The organism is Maribacter chungangensis (assembly GCF_042676845.1).
GTDB lineage: Bacteria > Bacteroidota > Bacteroidia > Flavobacteriales > Flavobacteriaceae > Maribacter > Maribacter chungangensis.
Genome location: NZ_JBHTHY010000011.1, coordinates 241,361 through 259,794 on the forward strand (window position 1 = coordinate 241,361; position 18,434 = coordinate 259,794).

Consider the following 18,434-nt stretch of genomic DNA (forward strand, 5'->3'; position numbering starts at 1 on the left):
CCCGACAAAGACACGAAATAATTTTTGTATCACCAAAGAAACATTTGTATTTTTAACGAAACGTTATTAACACTTTATCAACATCCTACAATGAACACTACTTTAGATACCGAAAAATTCTCGGAAATGATTAAATCAAAAAGGGGAAGCAAAGGGCTAAGATTACTAGCAAATGAAATAAGTATTAGTGCATCAACATTATCTAGAATAGAACAGGGAAACCTACCTGATATAGATACTTATTTAAAATTGTGTAATTGGTTAAATGTTTCAACGGAATATTTTGTATTAAAGAAAAAGCAAGATGAATTAAAAAACCATGGTGATGTAATAGCGCATCTAAGAGCTGATAAAACATTGCCCTCAACAACGGCAGAAGCATTAATTCAAATGATTAATCTAGCATATGAGTCAGCAAAAAAAGAAGCCCAAATTTAAAAGAGGTTTTAAAAAGTGGTCTGACGATAAATGCTTAGAGTTACGAAAGAAATTGGGGTTGAAGAATATATCTCCACTTTGTGGGTTTGACCTTTGCAAATTTTTTAAAATACCAATTTTAACTCCAGGTGAGATAAAAGGGCAAGACCCTAAGATGCTTAAGCATCTTTTGTCGAATGGAAGTAATGATTGGTCAGCAGCAACAGTTCCGTTAGGTAATGATAAATATTTGGTAATTCACAATAATACTCACAGTCTTCCCAGGCAGCAGAGTAATGTAATGCATGAGCTTGCACATATTATATGTGGCCACAAGGTAGATCAAGATAAGCTAAGCTTGGGGCTATCAGGTTTTTTGAGAGATTATAACGAGGAGCAGGAAAATGAAGCTGAATGGTTAGGTGCGTGTTTGCAACTACCCAGGCCCGCCTTAATTTGGGCGTTAAAAAAAGGAATGTCGGAGAGAGATATTGCAGATTATTTCAATGCAAGTATCGAAATGACCAGGTACCGTATAAATATAACTGGAGTCAAAGCACAACTTCATTACTCAAAGTTGAATCGTTATAACTATCCATGATTATGTAAGAATATAAAATAATAGACAACTCACCTGAAAATGAATTGACAAAGGAGGGCAATACCACCTTACAACAATTGAAAGTAATTTTACCTCAAGACGTCTATGAACGTCTCTTTATTCCCGGAACTATCTCGATCAAAGAAGATGCTGGTAATGAGAGCTATGAGATATCAAAAGTTTAATAAAAGGATTCTTTAAAGATTTTCAATAAACTCTTTTTCCACTATTTCTTAAATTGGACATATAAAAGATTTATATATCATATCATTTGTATCCTAACGTTTTTTGTAATTTCAAGAAAAATTTTGCTTATGAATAGTCTTTTTGAGATTAAGAAAATTTTGAGTGTAATACTATGCTCAATTCTATTCTCGTGTTCGGAATCGAAAACAAAAACGATAATTGAAAAAAAGTATTTCAACGACTTAGGTGAAATACCTTTTGATGAAAAACTTGATGATATAAATTTTAAAGTTTGCCATGAAGATATTACGTTTCCATTCAACTATGGAGGAGTAGGCTTAATCTACGAAGGCGAAAAAAAGGAGCTAGTAAAAACTTTCGCAGACAATTATCAATATTCTGAGAGAAAGGGGCAAAATGGTTTTATTACAATCCGTTTCATTATAAACTGTGAAGGAAAAGCTGGTAGATATAGAGCTGTAGGTATGGACTTTAATCTTAAGCCTAAAAAATTCGATGAGACGATCTTCAGTCAAGTATTAAATATAACTAAAAACCTTAGTGGATGGAAAGCATATGAATACCAAGGAAAAACTTACGACTATCAGCAATACCTGACATTTAAATTCGAAGACGGCAAATTAAAAGATATTTTACCATGAAAAAGTTTGTTTACATCCTAACTTTTCTATCATTTCAAACCAATATATTTGGGCAACAAAATTGCGAAATTTTAAAAGATGACCCTAAATGTTACCAAGCTTGTTTAACAATGAATCAAGAAAGTTTACATCATCAAGGTTCTTATGCATCCCAAAAGCATTTGAGCGATGCAATAGAAATGTGTCCTACTTTATCCAATGCATATTTTGAAAAATCAGTTGCCTTTTTAAAACGGGGTATGTTCATTGAATGGAAAGAGTTAATGGACAAAGCTGTAGAGATAAATCCAGAACAACATCTTTCATACCGAGCTTGGTGCCAGTTTATGTTTTTACATAACTATGAAGAAACCATCAAAGATTTAAACAAATTAGGAGAAATAAAAGGTACACCATTTATTGGCGTTGGTCAAAGTGGGGACTATGATTTACGAATGATTCTCGCACTTAGCTACAAATTAACTGACAGAAAGGAAAAAGCCATAGAAATAATTGAGATGGCAATGAAGGACGAGGATTACTATGTCGGACTTTATGATTATTTACACCTTGGGGTTATATCTCTTGAAAACAATAACCTGAATGAAGCATTAGAATCATTTAAAAAGCAAATAGAAGAAAATGAATTAGCAGAGGTATACTTCTATTTAGCTAAAACGTATTTAAGGTTAGATAACCCGTCCGAGGCTACAAAAAATATTGAGAAAGCATTCAAAATGTATAAGAGTGGTCGAAAAATGCACAGTAATTATTATCAATTTACCGACCAAATCTACGAACAAGACATATTGGATTTAAAAAACATTGCGGGCTAAAGCTTTACATAATAATTATTTTTATAAAAGGCCTTAATTCAATTTCTAACGTTCAATATGGGCAAAATAAAACATTTTCTCGGCGAACCAAAACAAAATAAAGGTTCAAATATAGGATTAATTAATTTTCAACTATGAAAGAGGGTCGTTTGACTGGCAAATATATTAGACAGATGCGCACGAAAAAAAAACTGTCACAAGTCGATTTGGGGAAATTGATTAATAGGCGCCCTGAACGTATTTGCGAATGGGAACAAGATACTTACTCTATCAAACTTGACGTCTTTCTGGAAATAGCTGACGCATTAAAATTCAAAAATTTCAATAAACTTTTTCGCAAATAAAAGTCTAAATAAAGGATTATTTAAAGCCAGTAAAATAAATCTTTTCATACTATTACTTAACTTGGGAGTTATCTCATATTCTTTGCGGAATTGTTTTCACCAAGCTAACATGCATTTGCCAATATCAATCGCTTAAAGAAATATATGAAAATATTAATACTCGGAGCAACTGGACGTACTGGGAAGTGGATTTTGGCGGAGGCTTTAGAACAGGGTTATAAGGTAAATTGTCTGGTTAGAAAACCGGAGGAAATCAATCAAAATCATAGTGCTTTAAAAATTTACAAGGGCTCACCCGAATCAATTTCAGAACTGGAATCAGCTCTAAAAGGTTGCGATGCAATAATCAGTGCTTTAAATATCTCCCGTAAATCGGATTTTCCTTGGTCGAAATTAAGAACGCCAAAAACATTTCTATCCGATGTAATGAAAAATATAATTACACTTACTACAAAGATCAAAATTGATCGAATTGTAGTTTGTTCAGCTTGGGGTGTTGCGGATACGGAAAAGGAAATTCCATTATGGTTTAACTGGTTTATTAAAAACAGTAACATCGGAGTTGCATATAAAGACCATGAAAGACAGGAAAATCTTTTAAAATCTTCTACATTAAACTGGACTATAGTAAGACCAAGTGGTCTCGTAGATTTAAGTAAGAGTCAGACTATAATTGAAAGTTATAACAACAAACCAAAACCTAAAATCACCATTAGTAGAAAAAGTGTAGCTGAGTTTATGGTTAATACTGTGTCCGATGAAAAACTGATCGGTAAGGCACCTGTAATTTCTGCAGAACTTATAAAATAAACAATGACATAGGTAAATCATAATAATACATGAATAAAGGTCTTTTCTATTTAGTAACATGCCTACTACTCACAAATTGTAATTCGCCAAAGGAGAAATCAGATTCTCAGGACGAAAAACCGGAAACAGTTGATAGTATTTATTTTGATAAAACAGTAGACGACCCTGATTTTAAACTTTGCCGTCCTTATGTTTACCAATATTTCAATGATTCCAAGGGTTTAATTTTCGAAGGAGGAAAACCGCTATTGGTAGAAGCGTTCAGTAACCAATATAATTCCGGAATTGTTCCAAAAGAAACAGGATTAGTCAGAATTCGATTTGTAGTTAATTGTAAAGGTGAAGCAGATAGATTTCGATTACTCGGAATGGATAACGACTACAAAGAAAAAGATTTTGACAAAACTATAACCGACCAACTTTTAAAAATCACAAAAAGCCTAAAAGGTTGGGGAGTCAAAGAATTAAGAGGGGATTCAGTGGATTATTATCAATACCTGATTTTCAGTATTAATGATGGCATAATAACGAAAATATTACCCTAGTATGAAACAGCTGATTTTTCTTTCTCTTTTTATCATTGTCGGTATTTCTTATGGACAAGGTAACTGCAATGCATATTTATGGCAAAAGGACACACTTAAATATGAAGCTTGTAAATTACTGGTAGATAATCAAGATAAATATTATCAATTCGATAGTCGCTTTCACAAACTGATGAAAGAAGCACTTGAAATTTGTCCTTACTATGCTTATCCCTATCGAGAACTTGCAGCCCCATATGTAAAAAGCGGTAATTTTTTAATGTGGAAGAAATACATAGACAAAGCTGTAAAATACAATCCAAAAGAATATTTATCAGTTAGGGCATCACTTCGATATAAATTTTTTGCAGACTACAAGGGTGCTATAAAGGACATTGATTCTTTAAGTAGTATTGTATCACATGACATTGGCTATAGTTCGAATGGAACATATCATTTAAATGTGGTGAAAGGACTATGTTTGAAATCTCTGGGTAGGACTGACGAGGCCATTGCAATAATTGCAAAACAAAGTGAAATAGAAGATGATTTTGGTATGTACAACTATTTACATTTGGGTGTTCTTTACATGGCAAAAGAAGACTACCAAAATGCCTTAGCCTCTTTTAAAAAACAATCAGTTATAAATAATCTCGCAGAAAATCAATATTATACCGCCTTATGTTATAAGAGTCTCAATGAACAGGCTAAGGCAGACAGTCATTTAAAGATGGCCTTGAATCTTTATCAATCCGAGCAAAGTATGTTTGATCCTTATAATGAATTATTTGACCAAATTTATTTATCTGATATAAAAAGGGAAATGGCGTCCATTGAGCAAAGTTTTAAATAATTTACAAGCCAATTAATTGAATGAAAAAAGGCTACAAAATATATGGAGATTAAAACTTGGATTTTTAAAAATATACACCTGTTAATCTCTTTATCCATTGTAGTTCCTACAGCGATAATTTATGGTTCGCCATCAGTTTTGCCTGAACATTTGGATATTCAGGTTAATTCTATCGATCTTTCAAATATGTTGAGAGCTATCATGTGCCTATATCTGGGAATCTCATTCGTATGGATATTTGGAATCTGGAAAACCGATTATTGGAAAATCGCTACTCAACTGAATGTTTTATTTATGTTGACTCTGGCGACCGGACGAGCGTTAAGTATGATAATAGATGGATTTCCAACGGGGGGTTATATTTTTGGAATAATAGCTGAACTGGTTCTTGGACTTTTTTCGATTTATCAACTAAAAAAATATGCGATCCAGTAAAATCATTGGCTTTAAGCAAAGTTCAAATGAACTATAATCATGTATAAGTATAAATAGTAGACAATTCGCCTGAAAAAGCATCCCTAAAAGAGGTATAGCCAGTTTGGAGCAATTGAAAAGCATATTGCCTAATGAAATCTATGAACAACTCTTAGTGTAAGTTCTATTTCAATCAAGGAAAATGCTGGCCATGAAATTTATGAGATTTCTAAAGTTTAAATAATCGATTAGATACAGTTATGGAAGAAGTATATAATAAAATTGACAAGTAAGGACTAAAAGAGAAACAGATGAGTAAAGATTTTTTCAAGAAATTTACAGAGGATACGAACGTAAAGCTTGAGCTGTATGAAGATTACCTGATGAAGTGGTTACCTGTTTTTATTGTGCCACCTAAACCAATTAGGAACACAGTTAATATTATGGATTTGTTTTGTGGCCCTGGCAAAGATGAAGAAGGAACACTTGGGAGTCCATTAATAGCTTTGAAAGTATTGAAAGTATATGAGGGTTATATCTTTAAATCACCAGTAACGATAAACTTATATTTTAATGATAAAGAACAAGAACATATTAATCAACTAAAGCTTAATATCGAAGAATTTGGATATAGAAAAGACCTTATAAACATCTACTATAGTTGTAGTGATTTCGAAGAATTATATCCTAAAATATATCAAATTTCAAATAAATCAGCTAACCTGATATTTCTTGATCAATTTGGAATCAAATATGTCAATCAAGAAAAGTTTATAGAAATTTGTCAACTAAGTGTTACTGACCTAATATTTTTCATTTCTTCAACTACCTTCAAAAGGTTTCATAGTGATCAGAATATATATAAGGTTCTAAATTTGACACCAGATGAAATTCAAAATGAAGAATTTTATAAGATTCATAGACTTGTGCACAAAGCATATAGCAGTTTCATTCCAGAGGGTCATTCATATGGATTAGCGCCATTTTCGATAAAAAAAGGATCTAACGTGTATGGCCTAATTTTTGGTAGTGGTCATCCTTTAGGATTAGAGAAATTTTTAGATATATGTTGGCTAAAAGACGAAACTACCGGTGAAGCAAATTTTGATATTCAAGGAGATGTGAAATTGAGGCATCAGCCGTCACTTTTTGCTGCCGAGGAGGCTAAAACACTCAAAATTGATATCTTTCAAGCAGAGTTGGAAAAAGCAATTTTAAACGGTGAATTAACTTCTGATTTACAGATTTATTTATTCGCCTTAAATAGGGGCTTTACTAATAAACATATAAGTCCTATTATTAAGAAACTAAAGACAGAAAAGAAAATAGACTTAAAATATCCATCCTTTAAATGCGGAACGGTATGGGACAGAAAACGAACACCAAGAGTAATTCAAATCAACAACTAGATTATGGCTTCAAAATCAAAAATAGAATGGACTGAAGTAACTTGGAACCCGGTTACTGGCTGTAGTAAAGTCTCAGCTGGCTGTAAGTTTTGTTATGCAGAAGTAATGGCTAAACGACTTAAAGCAATGGGAGTTGAACAATATAACGATGGCTTTAAACTCCGTTTAGCACCACATCAACTTAATGCACCGTTCAAATGGAAAAAAAAGAAATTGGTGTTTGTTAATTCTATGAGCGATTTGTTTCATGAAGATGTTCCTTTAGAATATATTCAACGTGTATTTAAAACAATGAATTCAACTAAGCATATCTATCAAGTTTTGACAAAACGATCAGAAAGATTATTAGAGTTGTCTCCGTTTCTTACTTGGACTCCAAATATTTGGATGGGAGTTTCAGTAGAGAATCAGAATTTTACTTATCGCGTAACTGATTTATTAGGTACAAATGCACAAGTTAAGTTCTTATCTATTGAGCCTCTTATTGGTAAAATAAATTTCATTAAACTAAAAGGAATTGATTGGGTAATTGTTGGCGGCGAATCTGGACCCAAGGCAAGACCATTAAAAAAAGAATGGATTCAAACTTTAAAAAACAAATGTGAAATTAGAGAAATTCCATTTTTCTTTAAGCAATGGGGTAAAAAAGAATTTAACGAAAACCCTAATGACCCTACAATACAAACTGAACACGACCAACATGCCAAAGGTGGTTGTCAAGTTGATGGAGAGGTGTACAGAGAAATGCCTGAGAATACATGTGTATAAAAAGTGATATCGGATTAGACTTGCTATCTCTGCGTACATTGCATATAACGGACCGCTAGCAAAGTTCAAAAAAGAATTATTTAAGGCCGGTTAAGAAATTCTTTTTCTACTAATTCTTAACTTGGACAAATAAGTAGGATATCAACAATAGTGATATCCTATAATGTTGTGCTTTATGCAAAAAAATACTGTATTTCAAAAATGGTTAAACAAGATAAAATAGTGAATGGCTAAAAAAGCAACTATACCAAAAATCAAAGTGATGGTAGCTTCTACCATTTTTGGTTATCAAGACCAATTGGAGCAGATATGCGCCACGCTTCAGGGCTATAAATATGAGGTTTGGAACTCTCATATGAAGACCATCCCTGTACATCCAGGTTTATCAAATACAGAAAACTGCTTAAGAGCAGTAGAATCATGCGATGTGTTTTTTGGCATAATTCGTTCTCGCTATGGAGCGGTTCCAGGTGGAGAATTATCTATTACACATCAGGAAATGCTCTGTGCCATTGAATTAAAAAAGCCAAGGTGGTTTATTGTACATAGGGATATTTCCATCGCTAGACAACTTCTCAAACAGTATATGTATTTAGAAAATGGAGACTCAAATCCAACTTTTAGCTATAGAAGAACAGAGGTACTTGATGATATCCAATTAATCAATTTATACAATGCCACCATTCTTAATGATGTTGCACCTGAAGATCGGGTTGGGCATTGGGTGGATGAGTTTTTTCGAGTTGGGGATATTCTAAATGTCATAAAAACGCAGTTTTCTGACCAAAAGCGAGTAAGGGAAATTATTGAACAAATGAAAGTTGAAGCGCCATGAAATCAGAACAACTCATAAAAGACCTTCTAAAGCAGGAAGAGAGCGGACAACTTGAGTTCAAAGAAGTTGTTAGTAAAGATGCCATTGCCAAAACCATTTGCGGTTTCTTAAATAATCAAGGGGGGCAGTTAGTGCTTGGGATTGCCGATAACAAGATTGTCAAAGGCGTTAAAGATGCGGAGAAACTCCAAAAAGAATTGGAGCAATATTTAACAAAGGAATTAGTACCAGAAGCTCCTGTCATGGTTTCTATTGAAAATTATGGAGATAAGCAATTACTGCTCATTAAAGTATGGGAAGGCTCCAAACAACCTTATATTTTTAATGGAAGCATTTATTACCGCAGAAAGGACAGAACTATTCAGGCTTCATCAAAAGAAATTTCAGCGCTTATACATAAACGTCAGGAAACAGAAATTCATTGGGAACGACAAGGCTGCCTAGGTGTAAAATTTGGCGATTTAGATTTAGAAGAAATTCAAAAGACCATAGAAGCTGCAAGATTTGACAGCAAACTAAGTGAATATAAACGTGAGCCAATGGACTTTTTATCCCATTATGGGCTTTATCAAAACGGCAATTTCACCAATGCTTCAGTGCTATTATTTGCTAAAAATCCTGCACGATTTATTCCTCAAGCCCGAGTTCGGGTTGCTCTATTGAAAGGCGGAAAGACGGGAAGTGAATTTACTGATGACCGGTTATTAGATGGGAATCTTTTTAAAAACCGAATAGCCATTCTCGATTTTTTCGAGAAACACCTGCAATTACAGAGAAAATTTGGCAACAAAGCATGGGAAAGAGAAGACGACTATGAAATACCCATGAAAGCGTTGCGTGAAGGCGTTATGAATGCACTGGTGCATCGTGAATATTCAATTCCCTCTAGTGCCATGGCTGTAATTGTCTATCCAGATAAAATTGAGGTGAGTAATACTGGGAAATCTCCTTACAAGCAAAGCGAACTCAAGAAGAGTCATCTTTCCATGCCTTACAATCCGGACATAGCGCATATGGTTTTTTTAAGAGGGTTTATCGAGAAGATAGGTAGAGGAACCATTATGATTTCAGATGAATGTAAAAAAGCAGGCCTTAAGGCACCAGTATGGGATATAGGAGAACATACAGTTAAACTCACTTTCTTTAGTAATAGTAGAATTGGCGGAACAGTTGATGGAGCTAATAAAAGTGCTGATGTATTAAGTGATGCTGTAAATGATGCTGTAAATGATGCTGTAAAAAGAAATGTTATTGATGCTGTAAGTGATACTGTAACTGATGCTCTAGGTGATGCTGTAAGAACAATAGCAGCAAATGATAAGGGAGCGTCAATAAGTCAAATAATGGCAAGAACAGGTAAATCTAATGCACAAGTAAAGCGATACTTAAAAACATTAAAAACTCTTGAACTGATAGAGTTTCAAGGTGCTGCAAAAACAGGCAAATACTATTTAACAAAGAAAATAAAAGCAAAATTGAAATAAAAAATAAGCACGAAAGCACAACAATCGTTATAAAACATGCCCTTCGGGATACGTTTCATAGCGGAGTTGTTGAAAGTTCAAATAAAGGATAGCTTATTACCTCTAATTAAAGCAAAAACTCACTTCTACAATAATCAATAATTTTTATAAATTTTAGTTCCGTAAAAAGTGAATCACCGGAACTACTAAAAAGAACGACAAATGGAACTGGAAATCAATCTACTTTCATTTCATTCCGTTAGTTCCCTGAATTGGCCGTTTTATGGTAATTGTATTTTCTTAGTTACTCATTGGTTTTAAATATGATATTCATGATAATATGTCAGGCAACCATTTAACAAATATTTGTGTCTTAGATATAAAGCAACTCAATAAATTTAGTGAATGAAATTGAATGTAACCATCCTCTATTTAATTATTTTCTTCGGTTTTCAAGGCGTATCTCAAGAACCTAATTCCTTTAACGTAGGCTTTAAGACTTTAAAATTAACGGATTCATCTAGGACCTATAAACCAAATACCTCTGAAACAGACAGGTTGCATTACCGCCCTTTAGATTTGGATATTTGGTATCCTTCAGATGAAAAAGGGGGGCAGCGATTAGCATTTGAAGACCTTTACCGACTTCATGAAGAAAGAGCAAATGAATATCAGGATGAAACTGATTACACAGGTATGTCTGATGAATTCGTACTCTATTTAGCCGCAGGGTTTGGTGTTGAAGCTAAAGATGGTAATCGCTTGTTGAAGGTTAAGACTGATAGTTATAAGAGTAGAAAGGCCGCTACTGGAAAATTTCCGCTAGTCATCTATATGGCTGGTTACAACGGGATGGGATGGGAAAGCTATCGCTTGCTAGAGCGATTGGCCGAAAACGGATTTATTGTATTGTCTATTTCTTCAATTGGAACCTACCCGGGGGACATGACCAATGGTCTACTAAATACAATGGAGCAGGTAAATGATGGAGAATTTGCCCTACAATTTCTAAAAGAGACAGGAGGATTACCTATAGATTATGACAAAATCGGAATTTTAGGCTTAAGTTGGGGCGGAATGAGTGGTATCATTATGTTGGATAATCATCCTGAATTTAAAGCGATGGTATCTTTGGATGGTTCGGATAATTTCTATTATGGCGACACCGAAGAAGATGATGCTTTTCTTCAAAAAATATATGATTCCAAAGTTATCAATCCAGAAAAAACAAAAGCCGCTTTCTTGCATATAGAGGCCGGTGATAGGCTTGATGAATTTACCCCTACCGGTGAATATCGTTACATAAACCAAATTAATTCCGAGAAGAGATACATGCGTTTTCTGAATAGTAAGCATAAAGATTTTGGAAGCATAGCTTGGGCACTTAAATCATCTGAAGGGCAAATTGAGACGTACGAGAAAATAATGGAAAGCACAGTATTGTTTTTTCAAAAGTATTTAAAGAACAAAGATGGTTTTACAAATTATTATACTAGTCTTTTAAAAGAAAAGAATGTAACCCAGACGCCTTTTGAGTATAGCACAGAAAAACCTAAAGAGCTAATTCTCTCTGGCTATGTTCAGGATTCCAAAACCAAAACAAGATTACCATATGTTAATATTGGGGTTTTGAATAAAGAAATAGGTACGGTCAGCAATAAAGAAGGCTCCTTCGATTTTCATCTTTTAGAATCAAATGCAAATGACACTATAAGATTATCAATGATTGGTTACAAACCCAAAATATTGGTTGTAAATAATTTACTTAATAAAAAAGGTAACATAGAGATTAATCTGGAAGAGGAAATTTCAGAGCTAAATGAAGTAGTGGTAACTGCTAGGAAGTGGAAGAAGAAAACTCTGGGAAACAAAACGAAGTCAACATTTATCGGACACCTTTTCTACTACGAGCAACTTGGAAAAGAAATGGGCATCAGAATGAATGTTGGAAGACGGCCAACATTTGTTGATGACTTTAATTTTCACATATCTTATAATCGATTTAGTGCAAAATCGTTTTTTAGATTGAATATGTATAAAATAGTAAATGGGAAGCCTTCTGAGAACATTCTTAAAAGCAACATAATTATATCGGTTGAACCTAAACAAACTGGTATGGTTTCGACCAGTTTAAAAGAATATGATATTGTTCTTACGGAGGATGTTATAGTGACTTTGGAATGGGTGGATAATGAAGGAGAAGTTATGCCAACCGAGGCCTTAATAATATCGGTTGGATTATTAACTGGCGGTACATATGAAAGAGGGTCAAAAGAATCTACTATGAGAAAAAAGCTGAAGGGAATGGGGCTTGGTTTCACTATGAACGTAAGATATTAATTTAGTCTTATTAGGTTAATATATATTTCATATAAATAACTACTCCCAACAATACTAAAATCCTAAAAATATATCTTACAAACATGCACAAAGTGGTTTCTGACTACAAATTGGCTCTTAAAGTCAATTTTGAGAAGTTATTTGTAGTTTTATAAAACCAACCTTTTTCGGAACTATAATTTCTAATCGTATCTTTATTAGCGACACAGTAAAGTTCAAATAAAGGATATGTTAGAAGATGGATTTAGGTCACATAGATATAGCGATATATTGGGAAACTTAGGCGAGAATGGTTTTCTGACCGCTGAGGATGTTGGTAAGCTGCTAAAAGAATTTACAACCACCCAAAAAATTACTTTTGATTGCATAAGCGATGAAAAAGCCCAAATTGTGTCGGAAGCATTAATTGATAATTATCAACGATCAAAGTCTAATTAAACCATGAAAGACCAAAAGGCCATATTGATAAAGTGTATCAAAAATGATGTCCCGGCGTTCGTGATTGCCGGTCACGATTTATTTGCCGTGCCGGCCTTGGAGGCCTATTACCAGATAGCAAAGGAGAACGGGGCGGATACCGAGTTTTTAAAAGACATGAATCTAGTCGTACAAGAAATGAAGGATTTTCAAAAGCAAGAACCGGATAGAATACGTATACCGAAGCTAAAAGCATTCGAAATCGAAAAATGAAAGGCAATCTAATAAAAGGATGAAAAAAGAAGAAATAGAAAAAATCAATCCTATACTAAAGGAAACGTTTCAACCGTTGTTTGAAAAAGGATTTATTAGCAAAGAAGAATATGATGAAATAATTACTTCTGAGATATCTAGTCCAGATACTTACTTGGTTAACTTATTCGGTCAATCTAGAACAAACGAGATTGAAACAGCAATGAGATTGGATTATTTAAAGTCTAAATAACGGATTATTTTAAACCAAACCAAAGGATTTTAAATATGAAAAAATTAATTGGACTTACATTTTTTATGTTCTTCCTTTCCGCAAGTTTAAGCGCTCAAAAAATGTACGTTTGGTGTCAAAAAGACCAAACACCTACCCCGAGAAAAGGATTTCTTGAAAACCGAGAGATTGACCTAGTGATATTTGACACTAGGATTATGACGGAGAAAAGTAAAATAGAGTGCGAAAGTGAAACGATTATTGAAAATCTTATAGACTTGATTAAGGAAACCTATCCGTCAGCTAGTTTTAACGTTCTAGAAAGCGATAGGTTTTACCAAAACCCAAAGGAAAATATACTAACTATTAAAATTGCAATTTCAGCCTATCACGCCGCATTTGGTGCTGACGTAAAAGTTGGAATCGGAAGTTCTGGTGGTAATTTTGTTTGGGGCATTTTTCCCGAAGGCAAATGGAATGCAGTTGCTGGATATTCCGTTATGATTTATAACTATGAAAATGGAGCCAAAAATAAAATGACAGAGGAATTTGGACAAGTATCTTCACGCCCAAATACTGGTGGATACAGAACAGCGAAAAACATTCTTAATACTGCGTACATTCAGGCGAATATGGAACTGTTCGGATTTATAGACAAATCACTCATGGAATAAAAACGACACGCCAACAAAACCGTTATGCACATAACAAATGAACTTAAGGATACTTTTTATAGTGTTATTTACAATCTTTTTTTCTTGCTCCACAACAAAAGGAATTAAAGAAAATAAAACCTCCGAAAACAAATTAAACGGAATTACAAAAGAATTCTATGAAAACGGAGATTTAAAATTTGAATGTAATTACAAAAACAACCAGTTGAATGGTATTACAAAGGAATACCATAAGGACGGAACATATTCTGAATGGCATTATGAAAATGGAGAAAAAAACGGAACTGCAACCAGATTCTTTAAGACTGGAGAAAAAGCAATCATTTGGGAATTTAAGAATGATATTATAATTAGTGGTATTGGCTATTATCCTACTGGCGAGAAAAATGTTGACATTGGTTATAAAAATGGCATACAAGAGGGAATTACAACTGAATACTATGAAACTGGGGAAAAGATATTTGAATGGAGATTTAAAAATGGTCAATTGAAAGGAGAAACAATTGAGTATTATAAAAACGGGAATGTAAAAAACGTATTGAATTATTAAATTAAACTGGTTACAAAGAACTAAGTGGTTAAAGTTCAAATAAACGATGTATAAAAAGTGTAAATATTGTTTTGGTTCGGGTCGTGTTCATAACCCCGCTAGAGGTACGGGAAGCATTCTCTATATATGTGGAGGACTAGGTTAAGTCTGGGTTCCGTTTCTTCCCAATTCAGACGAAGAGCAATCTAATTAGAAAACAGTTTAAAAAAGATACTATCATGAAAATCAAAAATTCACTATTGTGCCTTGTTTCATTATTAATGCTTAATTGTATTTCGATTAAAAAAATCCCCGCAGCAGCAAATTGTTAGTTGAGATAAGGAAGATTGATACATCAGCCGATACTATTGATGGACAAATTATAATTACAGTAAGTAATGGAGTTGAACCATACACATATGAATGGAAACATGACCCGAATGAAAAAGGTTCTAACATTGCAAATCTTGCCTCTGGACATTACTCAGTAATCATAACGGACAACACAGGAGAGAAAAGCATATCACAAGTCATTATTAATTAAAGTCTAAATAAACGATTGAAAATAGAGAATGGAACAGGAAGTAGTTAATGCAATATTGAATTCAAAATTACCGATGTCAAAAATTCAAAACCTTCCGGACAATCAAGGCATATATGCATATTTTTTAGATACAAATAAGGATTTGAACGAGTTCGGTGATATTGGCGACGTTATATATGTCGGTTTAGCCGTAAAAAGCCTTCAAGGAAGAGATACTATGACTCATTTGTCTTCCGGAAAAACGGGCTGGTCTAGTTTTCGTAGGTCTCTTGGTGCAATTTTAAAAGAAAGACTTAATTTAATTGCGATTAAAAGAGATAAAAATGGAACAAAACCAAGACCAGATAAATACAAGTTTACTGAAGACGGGGAATTGAAGTTAACCCAATGGATGATGACTAATCTAAAATTCGGATATTGGGAAAATCAAAGACCTTTTGACAAGGAAAATTTAAGAAGTTTAGAGGAAAAGGTTATTCTACGATTACGGCCCAAATTGGATTTAGACAGAAGAACTAGAAATAAGAATCCAAATGCTAATCTTCTGGACAATTATCGTGCTGTTTGTAGAGAAGAAGTGAAATCAAAGTTCAAATAAACGTTTATTTTTAAACAAATATTGAAAAAACGACAACTCAGAAATGACATTTCCCGAAATAAACTATCAATTTTGGCTTTCTAAATGGAATGAAAGCATTGGTCAAGGAAAAGTTTATACAAATAAGAATATTGAAAAATACATCAAATTTGAAAACAATATTAATGCATGTACAAATGAGATAATTGAGTTAACCAAATATGAAGAAATAACTAAGAAAAATGTATTCAGAGTTATTGATTTGATATATTCATGGGGAGGTCGATCCGGAAGGATGTTTTATTCAAAAACAAAAAATAGAATTAGTCCACGGGAGGAACTTGAAAAAGATTCAAATGTTTATGAGACTTATTTTGAGGGAATTATACTCGCAAAAAAAGGAAATACTGAAAGTATCAGTAAATTTAACTCAATTAGAGGTATTGGAGCTTCTTATGCTAGCAAGCATTCATATTTCTGGAGTATTAATAGCGATAATCCTTTAATTATAGTTGATTCAAAAATAGCGGGCGCTTTAGGCCACATATCAATAGATTCATTAGAGAAAAAATCAAAATATAGAGAAACTGTCCAGCTATTCATTGATAAAGCAGAAATAGAGTTCAATGACAAAAATCCAAGTAAAGTTGAAAGAGCATTGTTCGCTTTTCATAATTTTTATTTCTTGAATGATAATAGTGGGTGGAAAAATAGAATTGAGTTTGAAGATTTTAATCAAGCTAAATCCCTCGCAGAATTATTATTCGACAAACCAAAGTCTAAATAAACGATATTAAGAAATTTTGAAATACATCCCAAGTAAAGAACAATACAAGAAATGGAGTTTGCCTAGTAAGATGAGTTACATTGGAACTGTAGTTGGTGTTATTTCATTAGTCTTAAGCATCTCCATTTTAATACTAACAGCAATTTTGAAACAGACAGTAGATAATGAAATATTGGATAAAAAGTGGAATCCTGATAAAGCAGATGACGTTGTCATTCAATTGCTTAAAAGTTATGGTAACAACAAAGAGTATGGCTATACTCATGTAAATTCCATAGGCAGTCTAAAGCACTATATTTTAGACTATTATGTCGTTAATTATGATGATGATGAGTCAATTGTTGGAATTGGATATACTATTCCGGAAAACTGGGATTGTCATGTTTGTAGGCCTAAGTTAAGCGTTTTTGAATTTATGAAATCAGAAAATGGATGGTTCTTGAAAGAAAGTTATATTAACGCGATTGACGCTGGTTCTTGGGGAGCTCCACCGTCCAAAATAGATGTTCTACCAATTGGATTCAAAATATTTGGTGTAGTAATTCATTCTGGGGATTTGAACATGGGATATTCTACAGAATATGCTTCAATTTATTCATTCATTAAAGATGATATTAAGGAAATATTAACGACGCAAACTTTTAGTTCTAATTGGGGCACGGGGAATGTCTTCGAAAAAAAGACAGTAAAAATCAAAATTATTAAAGAAGGGGCTAATTATTATGATTTGTCTCTAATCAAAATTGATAGCTTGGATTCAGAAGAAATAGCTAATGAAATATCAAGATATCAGTTTAATGGATTAAAATATGTTCCGGTTAGTTCCATAGAATGAAACCAATAATCCGTGTAAAAGTTCAAATAAACCATTTTAATTTAGCTACATAATTAAAAATGAAAGATAGCATCGATAAAAACGGATTCGACCGCATTCATGATTTTGTTGTAGAATACAAAATCTTAAGTGAATCTGAAGGTGGTAGAAGGGCTTTACCTAGTCAAGGTATTAAGTGGGATTTTTGCTATGAGAACCCAAATCATGCTTCAAACCATTTATTTATGATTTGGCCACAATTTGTGGATAAATATGGGCAAGTAATTCCACAATCTGGAAACCCTGTTCCTTCAACTGGAAAAGCAAGAATGTGGATTGTCGATAATAAAATGAGAAAGTATCACAAACACAAAATTCATTTAGGATTAAAAGCAAATGGAATGGAAGGACCAAATGTTGTGGCAAATTACTTGATAACTGAAATAGCAGGGTTGCTGACAAACCCAGTAGTATGATTCAAAATTCAAATAAACGATTACCAATAATTTAAAACATAATGAAACAAATTTTCTTATCCATATTTCTCGTTTCCAATATTGCGATTGCACAATCAGAATCGAATACCACTTATTACAAGGATAAATATGGAAGAATGCAGTCTGATACAGGGGCTTATGCCCTTGAAGTGTCAAAAACTAATGATAGTGTAGTCACACAAATTTTCTTTAAAGTTAAAAACGGACAAAAAATTTGGACAAAATCATATTTGGGAGAACAACCGTATGGCAAATGGAACCGATATGATCGTAAGGGAAATATTGAATCTACATTGGACTATGATTTTGTGGTAAAATATGGTGAGTTAATTCCTGAGAGAGCACAATTATTAGAGGATTTAGGTATAACCGTAATGTCGGACATAAACACAGAGAAAATACAAAAACATATTCGTGATAAATTTAAGTATCCTGAAGTAGCCCAAGAAGAAAACATACAAGGAAAGGTGATTGTGCAGTTTACAATAAGTAGTGATGGTAAAGTTGATAACCTTCGAATTCTTGAAGGGGTTCATTCTTCTCTGGACACCGAATGTTATAGAATAATGAACTCACTGAAAGAATTGGAGCCTTACACAAAGGATGGCGAGAAGGTGATGGTATATCGAACTATTCCGATAACATTTAAAATGGTTTAAAGTTCAAATAA

Annotated in this window: 24 protein-coding genes; all 24 read left to right on the plus strand. The window is 33.4% G+C overall.

Annotation, left to right across the window (positions count from 1 at the left end; genetic code table 11):
* Positions 1-90 precede the first annotated feature (90 nt).
* The 24 genes from ACFQZJ_RS13340 (at position 91) to ACFQZJ_RS13455 (ending at position 18,423) form a co-directional block, all read left to right on the plus strand.
* Positions 91-438, plus strand: coding sequence for a helix-turn-helix domain-containing protein (locus tag ACFQZJ_RS13340; RefSeq protein ID WP_291960099.1), 348 nt, complete (start codon positions 91-93; stop codon positions 436-438).
* A complete protein-coding gene (locus ACFQZJ_RS13345) occupies positions 407-1,018 on the plus strand; it encodes an ImmA/IrrE family metallo-endopeptidase (protein ID WP_379935198.1) in 612 nt (203 codons plus the stop codon). Before ACFQZJ_RS13340 ends, ACFQZJ_RS13345 begins: the two co-directional genes overlap by 32 nt.
* A 314-nt stretch (positions 1,019-1,332) precedes the next feature.
* A complete protein-coding gene (locus ACFQZJ_RS13350) occupies positions 1,333-1,866 on the plus strand; it encodes a hypothetical protein (protein WP_379935199.1) in 534 nt (177 codons plus the stop codon).
* Positions 1,863-2,681, plus strand: a complete 819-nt coding sequence (locus ACFQZJ_RS13355) for a tetratricopeptide repeat protein (RefSeq protein WP_379935201.1) — start codon at positions 1,863-1,865, stop codon at positions 2,679-2,681. The genes ACFQZJ_RS13350 and ACFQZJ_RS13355 overlap by 4 nt, the downstream gene beginning before the upstream one ends.
* 173 nt (positions 2,682-2,854) lie before the next feature.
* Positions 2,855-3,025, plus strand: a complete 171-nt coding sequence (locus tag ACFQZJ_RS13360) for a hypothetical protein (RefSeq protein ID WP_379935312.1) — start codon at positions 2,855-2,857, stop codon at positions 3,023-3,025.
* 144 nt (positions 3,026-3,169) lie between these two features.
* Positions 3,170-3,835, plus strand: a complete 666-nt coding sequence (locus ACFQZJ_RS13365) for an NAD(P)-dependent oxidoreductase (RefSeq protein WP_379935202.1) — start codon at positions 3,170-3,172, stop codon at positions 3,833-3,835.
* Between the two features lie 29 nt (positions 3,836-3,864).
* Positions 3,865-4,380, plus strand: coding sequence for a hypothetical protein (locus ACFQZJ_RS13370; RefSeq protein WP_379935203.1), 516 nt, complete (start codon positions 3,865-3,867; stop codon positions 4,378-4,380).
* Position 4,381: 1 nt separating this feature from the next.
* Positions 4,382-5,212 carry a tetratricopeptide repeat protein gene (locus ACFQZJ_RS13375; protein WP_379935204.1) on the plus strand — a complete coding sequence of 277 codons (831 nt, stop codon included), beginning with the start codon at positions 4,382-4,384 and terminating at the stop codon, positions 5,210-5,212.
* A gap of 42 nt (positions 5,213-5,254) precedes the next feature.
* Entirely contained in the window at positions 5,255-5,647 is a 393-nt protein-coding gene (locus tag ACFQZJ_RS13380; RefSeq protein ID WP_379935205.1) for a DUF4345 domain-containing protein, read from the plus strand.
* Between the two features lie 290 nt (positions 5,648-5,937).
* A complete protein-coding gene (tcmP, locus tag ACFQZJ_RS13385) occupies positions 5,938-7,035 on the plus strand; it encodes a three-Cys-motif partner protein TcmP (protein WP_379935207.1) in 1,098 nt (365 codons plus the stop codon).
* A 3-nt stretch (positions 7,036-7,038) separates the two neighbouring features.
* The gene (locus tag ACFQZJ_RS13390) at positions 7,039-7,803 is read left to right on the plus strand and encodes a DUF5131 family protein (RefSeq protein WP_379935209.1); all 765 of its coding nucleotides are present in this window, start codon (positions 7,039-7,041) and stop codon (positions 7,801-7,803) included.
* 226 nt (positions 7,804-8,029) lie between these two features.
* On the plus strand, positions 8,030-8,638 hold the full coding sequence (locus tag ACFQZJ_RS13395) for a DUF4062 domain-containing protein (RefSeq protein WP_379935211.1): 609 nt from the start codon (positions 8,030-8,032) through the stop codon (positions 8,636-8,638).
* On the plus strand, positions 8,635-10,122 hold the full coding sequence (locus ACFQZJ_RS13400) for an RNA-binding domain-containing protein (protein ID WP_379935213.1): 1,488 nt from the start codon (positions 8,635-8,637) through the stop codon (positions 10,120-10,122). Before ACFQZJ_RS13395 ends, ACFQZJ_RS13400 begins: the two co-directional genes overlap by 4 nt.
* Positions 10,123-10,506: 384 nt before the next feature.
* Positions 10,507-12,441 (plus strand): carboxypeptidase-like regulatory domain-containing protein, encoded by a 1,935-nt coding sequence (locus tag ACFQZJ_RS13405; protein WP_379935215.1) that lies wholly within the window; start codon positions 10,507-10,509, stop codon positions 12,439-12,441.
* Positions 12,442-12,669: 228 nt separating this feature from the next.
* A complete protein-coding gene (locus tag ACFQZJ_RS13410; RefSeq protein ID WP_103442984.1) occupies positions 12,670-12,879 on the plus strand; it encodes a hypothetical protein in 210 nt (69 codons plus the stop codon).
* A 3-nt stretch (positions 12,880-12,882) separates the two neighbouring features.
* Positions 12,883-13,131: a hypothetical protein gene (locus ACFQZJ_RS13415; RefSeq protein ID WP_379935217.1), complete on the plus strand. Its 249-nt coding sequence runs from the start codon at positions 12,883-12,885 to the stop codon at positions 13,129-13,131.
* A gap of 19 nt (positions 13,132-13,150) precedes the next feature.
* A complete protein-coding gene (locus ACFQZJ_RS13420) occupies positions 13,151-13,363 on the plus strand; it encodes a hypothetical protein (protein ID WP_103442982.1) in 213 nt (70 codons plus the stop codon).
* Positions 13,364-13,398: 35 nt separating this feature from the next.
* A complete protein-coding gene (locus ACFQZJ_RS13425; RefSeq protein WP_379935219.1) occupies positions 13,399-14,016 on the plus strand; it encodes a hypothetical protein in 618 nt (205 codons plus the stop codon).
* A gap of 37 nt (positions 14,017-14,053) precedes the next feature.
* Positions 14,054-14,566, plus strand: coding sequence for a toxin-antitoxin system YwqK family antitoxin (locus tag ACFQZJ_RS13430; protein WP_379935221.1), 513 nt, complete (start codon positions 14,054-14,056; stop codon positions 14,564-14,566).
* 551 nt (positions 14,567-15,117) lie between these two features.
* Positions 15,118-15,687 carry a GIY-YIG nuclease family protein gene (locus ACFQZJ_RS13435; protein WP_379935223.1) on the plus strand — a complete coding sequence of 190 codons (570 nt, stop codon included), beginning with the start codon at positions 15,118-15,120 and terminating at the stop codon, positions 15,685-15,687.
* A 43-nt stretch (positions 15,688-15,730) separates the two neighbouring features.
* Positions 15,731-16,453, plus strand: a complete 723-nt coding sequence (locus ACFQZJ_RS13440) for an 8-oxoguanine DNA glycosylase OGG fold protein (protein ID WP_379935225.1) — start codon at positions 15,731-15,733, stop codon at positions 16,451-16,453.
* A 16-nt stretch (positions 16,454-16,469) separates the two neighbouring features.
* Entirely contained in the window at positions 16,470-17,288 is an 819-nt protein-coding gene (locus tag ACFQZJ_RS13445; protein ID WP_379935226.1) for a hypothetical protein, read from the plus strand.
* Between the two features lie 59 nt (positions 17,289-17,347).
* Positions 17,348-17,743, plus strand: a complete 396-nt coding sequence (locus ACFQZJ_RS13450; protein WP_379935228.1) for a hypothetical protein — start codon at positions 17,348-17,350, stop codon at positions 17,741-17,743.
* A gap of 41 nt (positions 17,744-17,784) precedes the next feature.
* The gene (locus ACFQZJ_RS13455) at positions 17,785-18,423 is read left to right on the plus strand and encodes an energy transducer TonB (RefSeq protein ID WP_379935229.1); all 639 of its coding nucleotides are present in this window, start codon (positions 17,785-17,787) and stop codon (positions 18,421-18,423) included.
* Positions 18,424-18,434 lie beyond the last annotated feature (11 nt).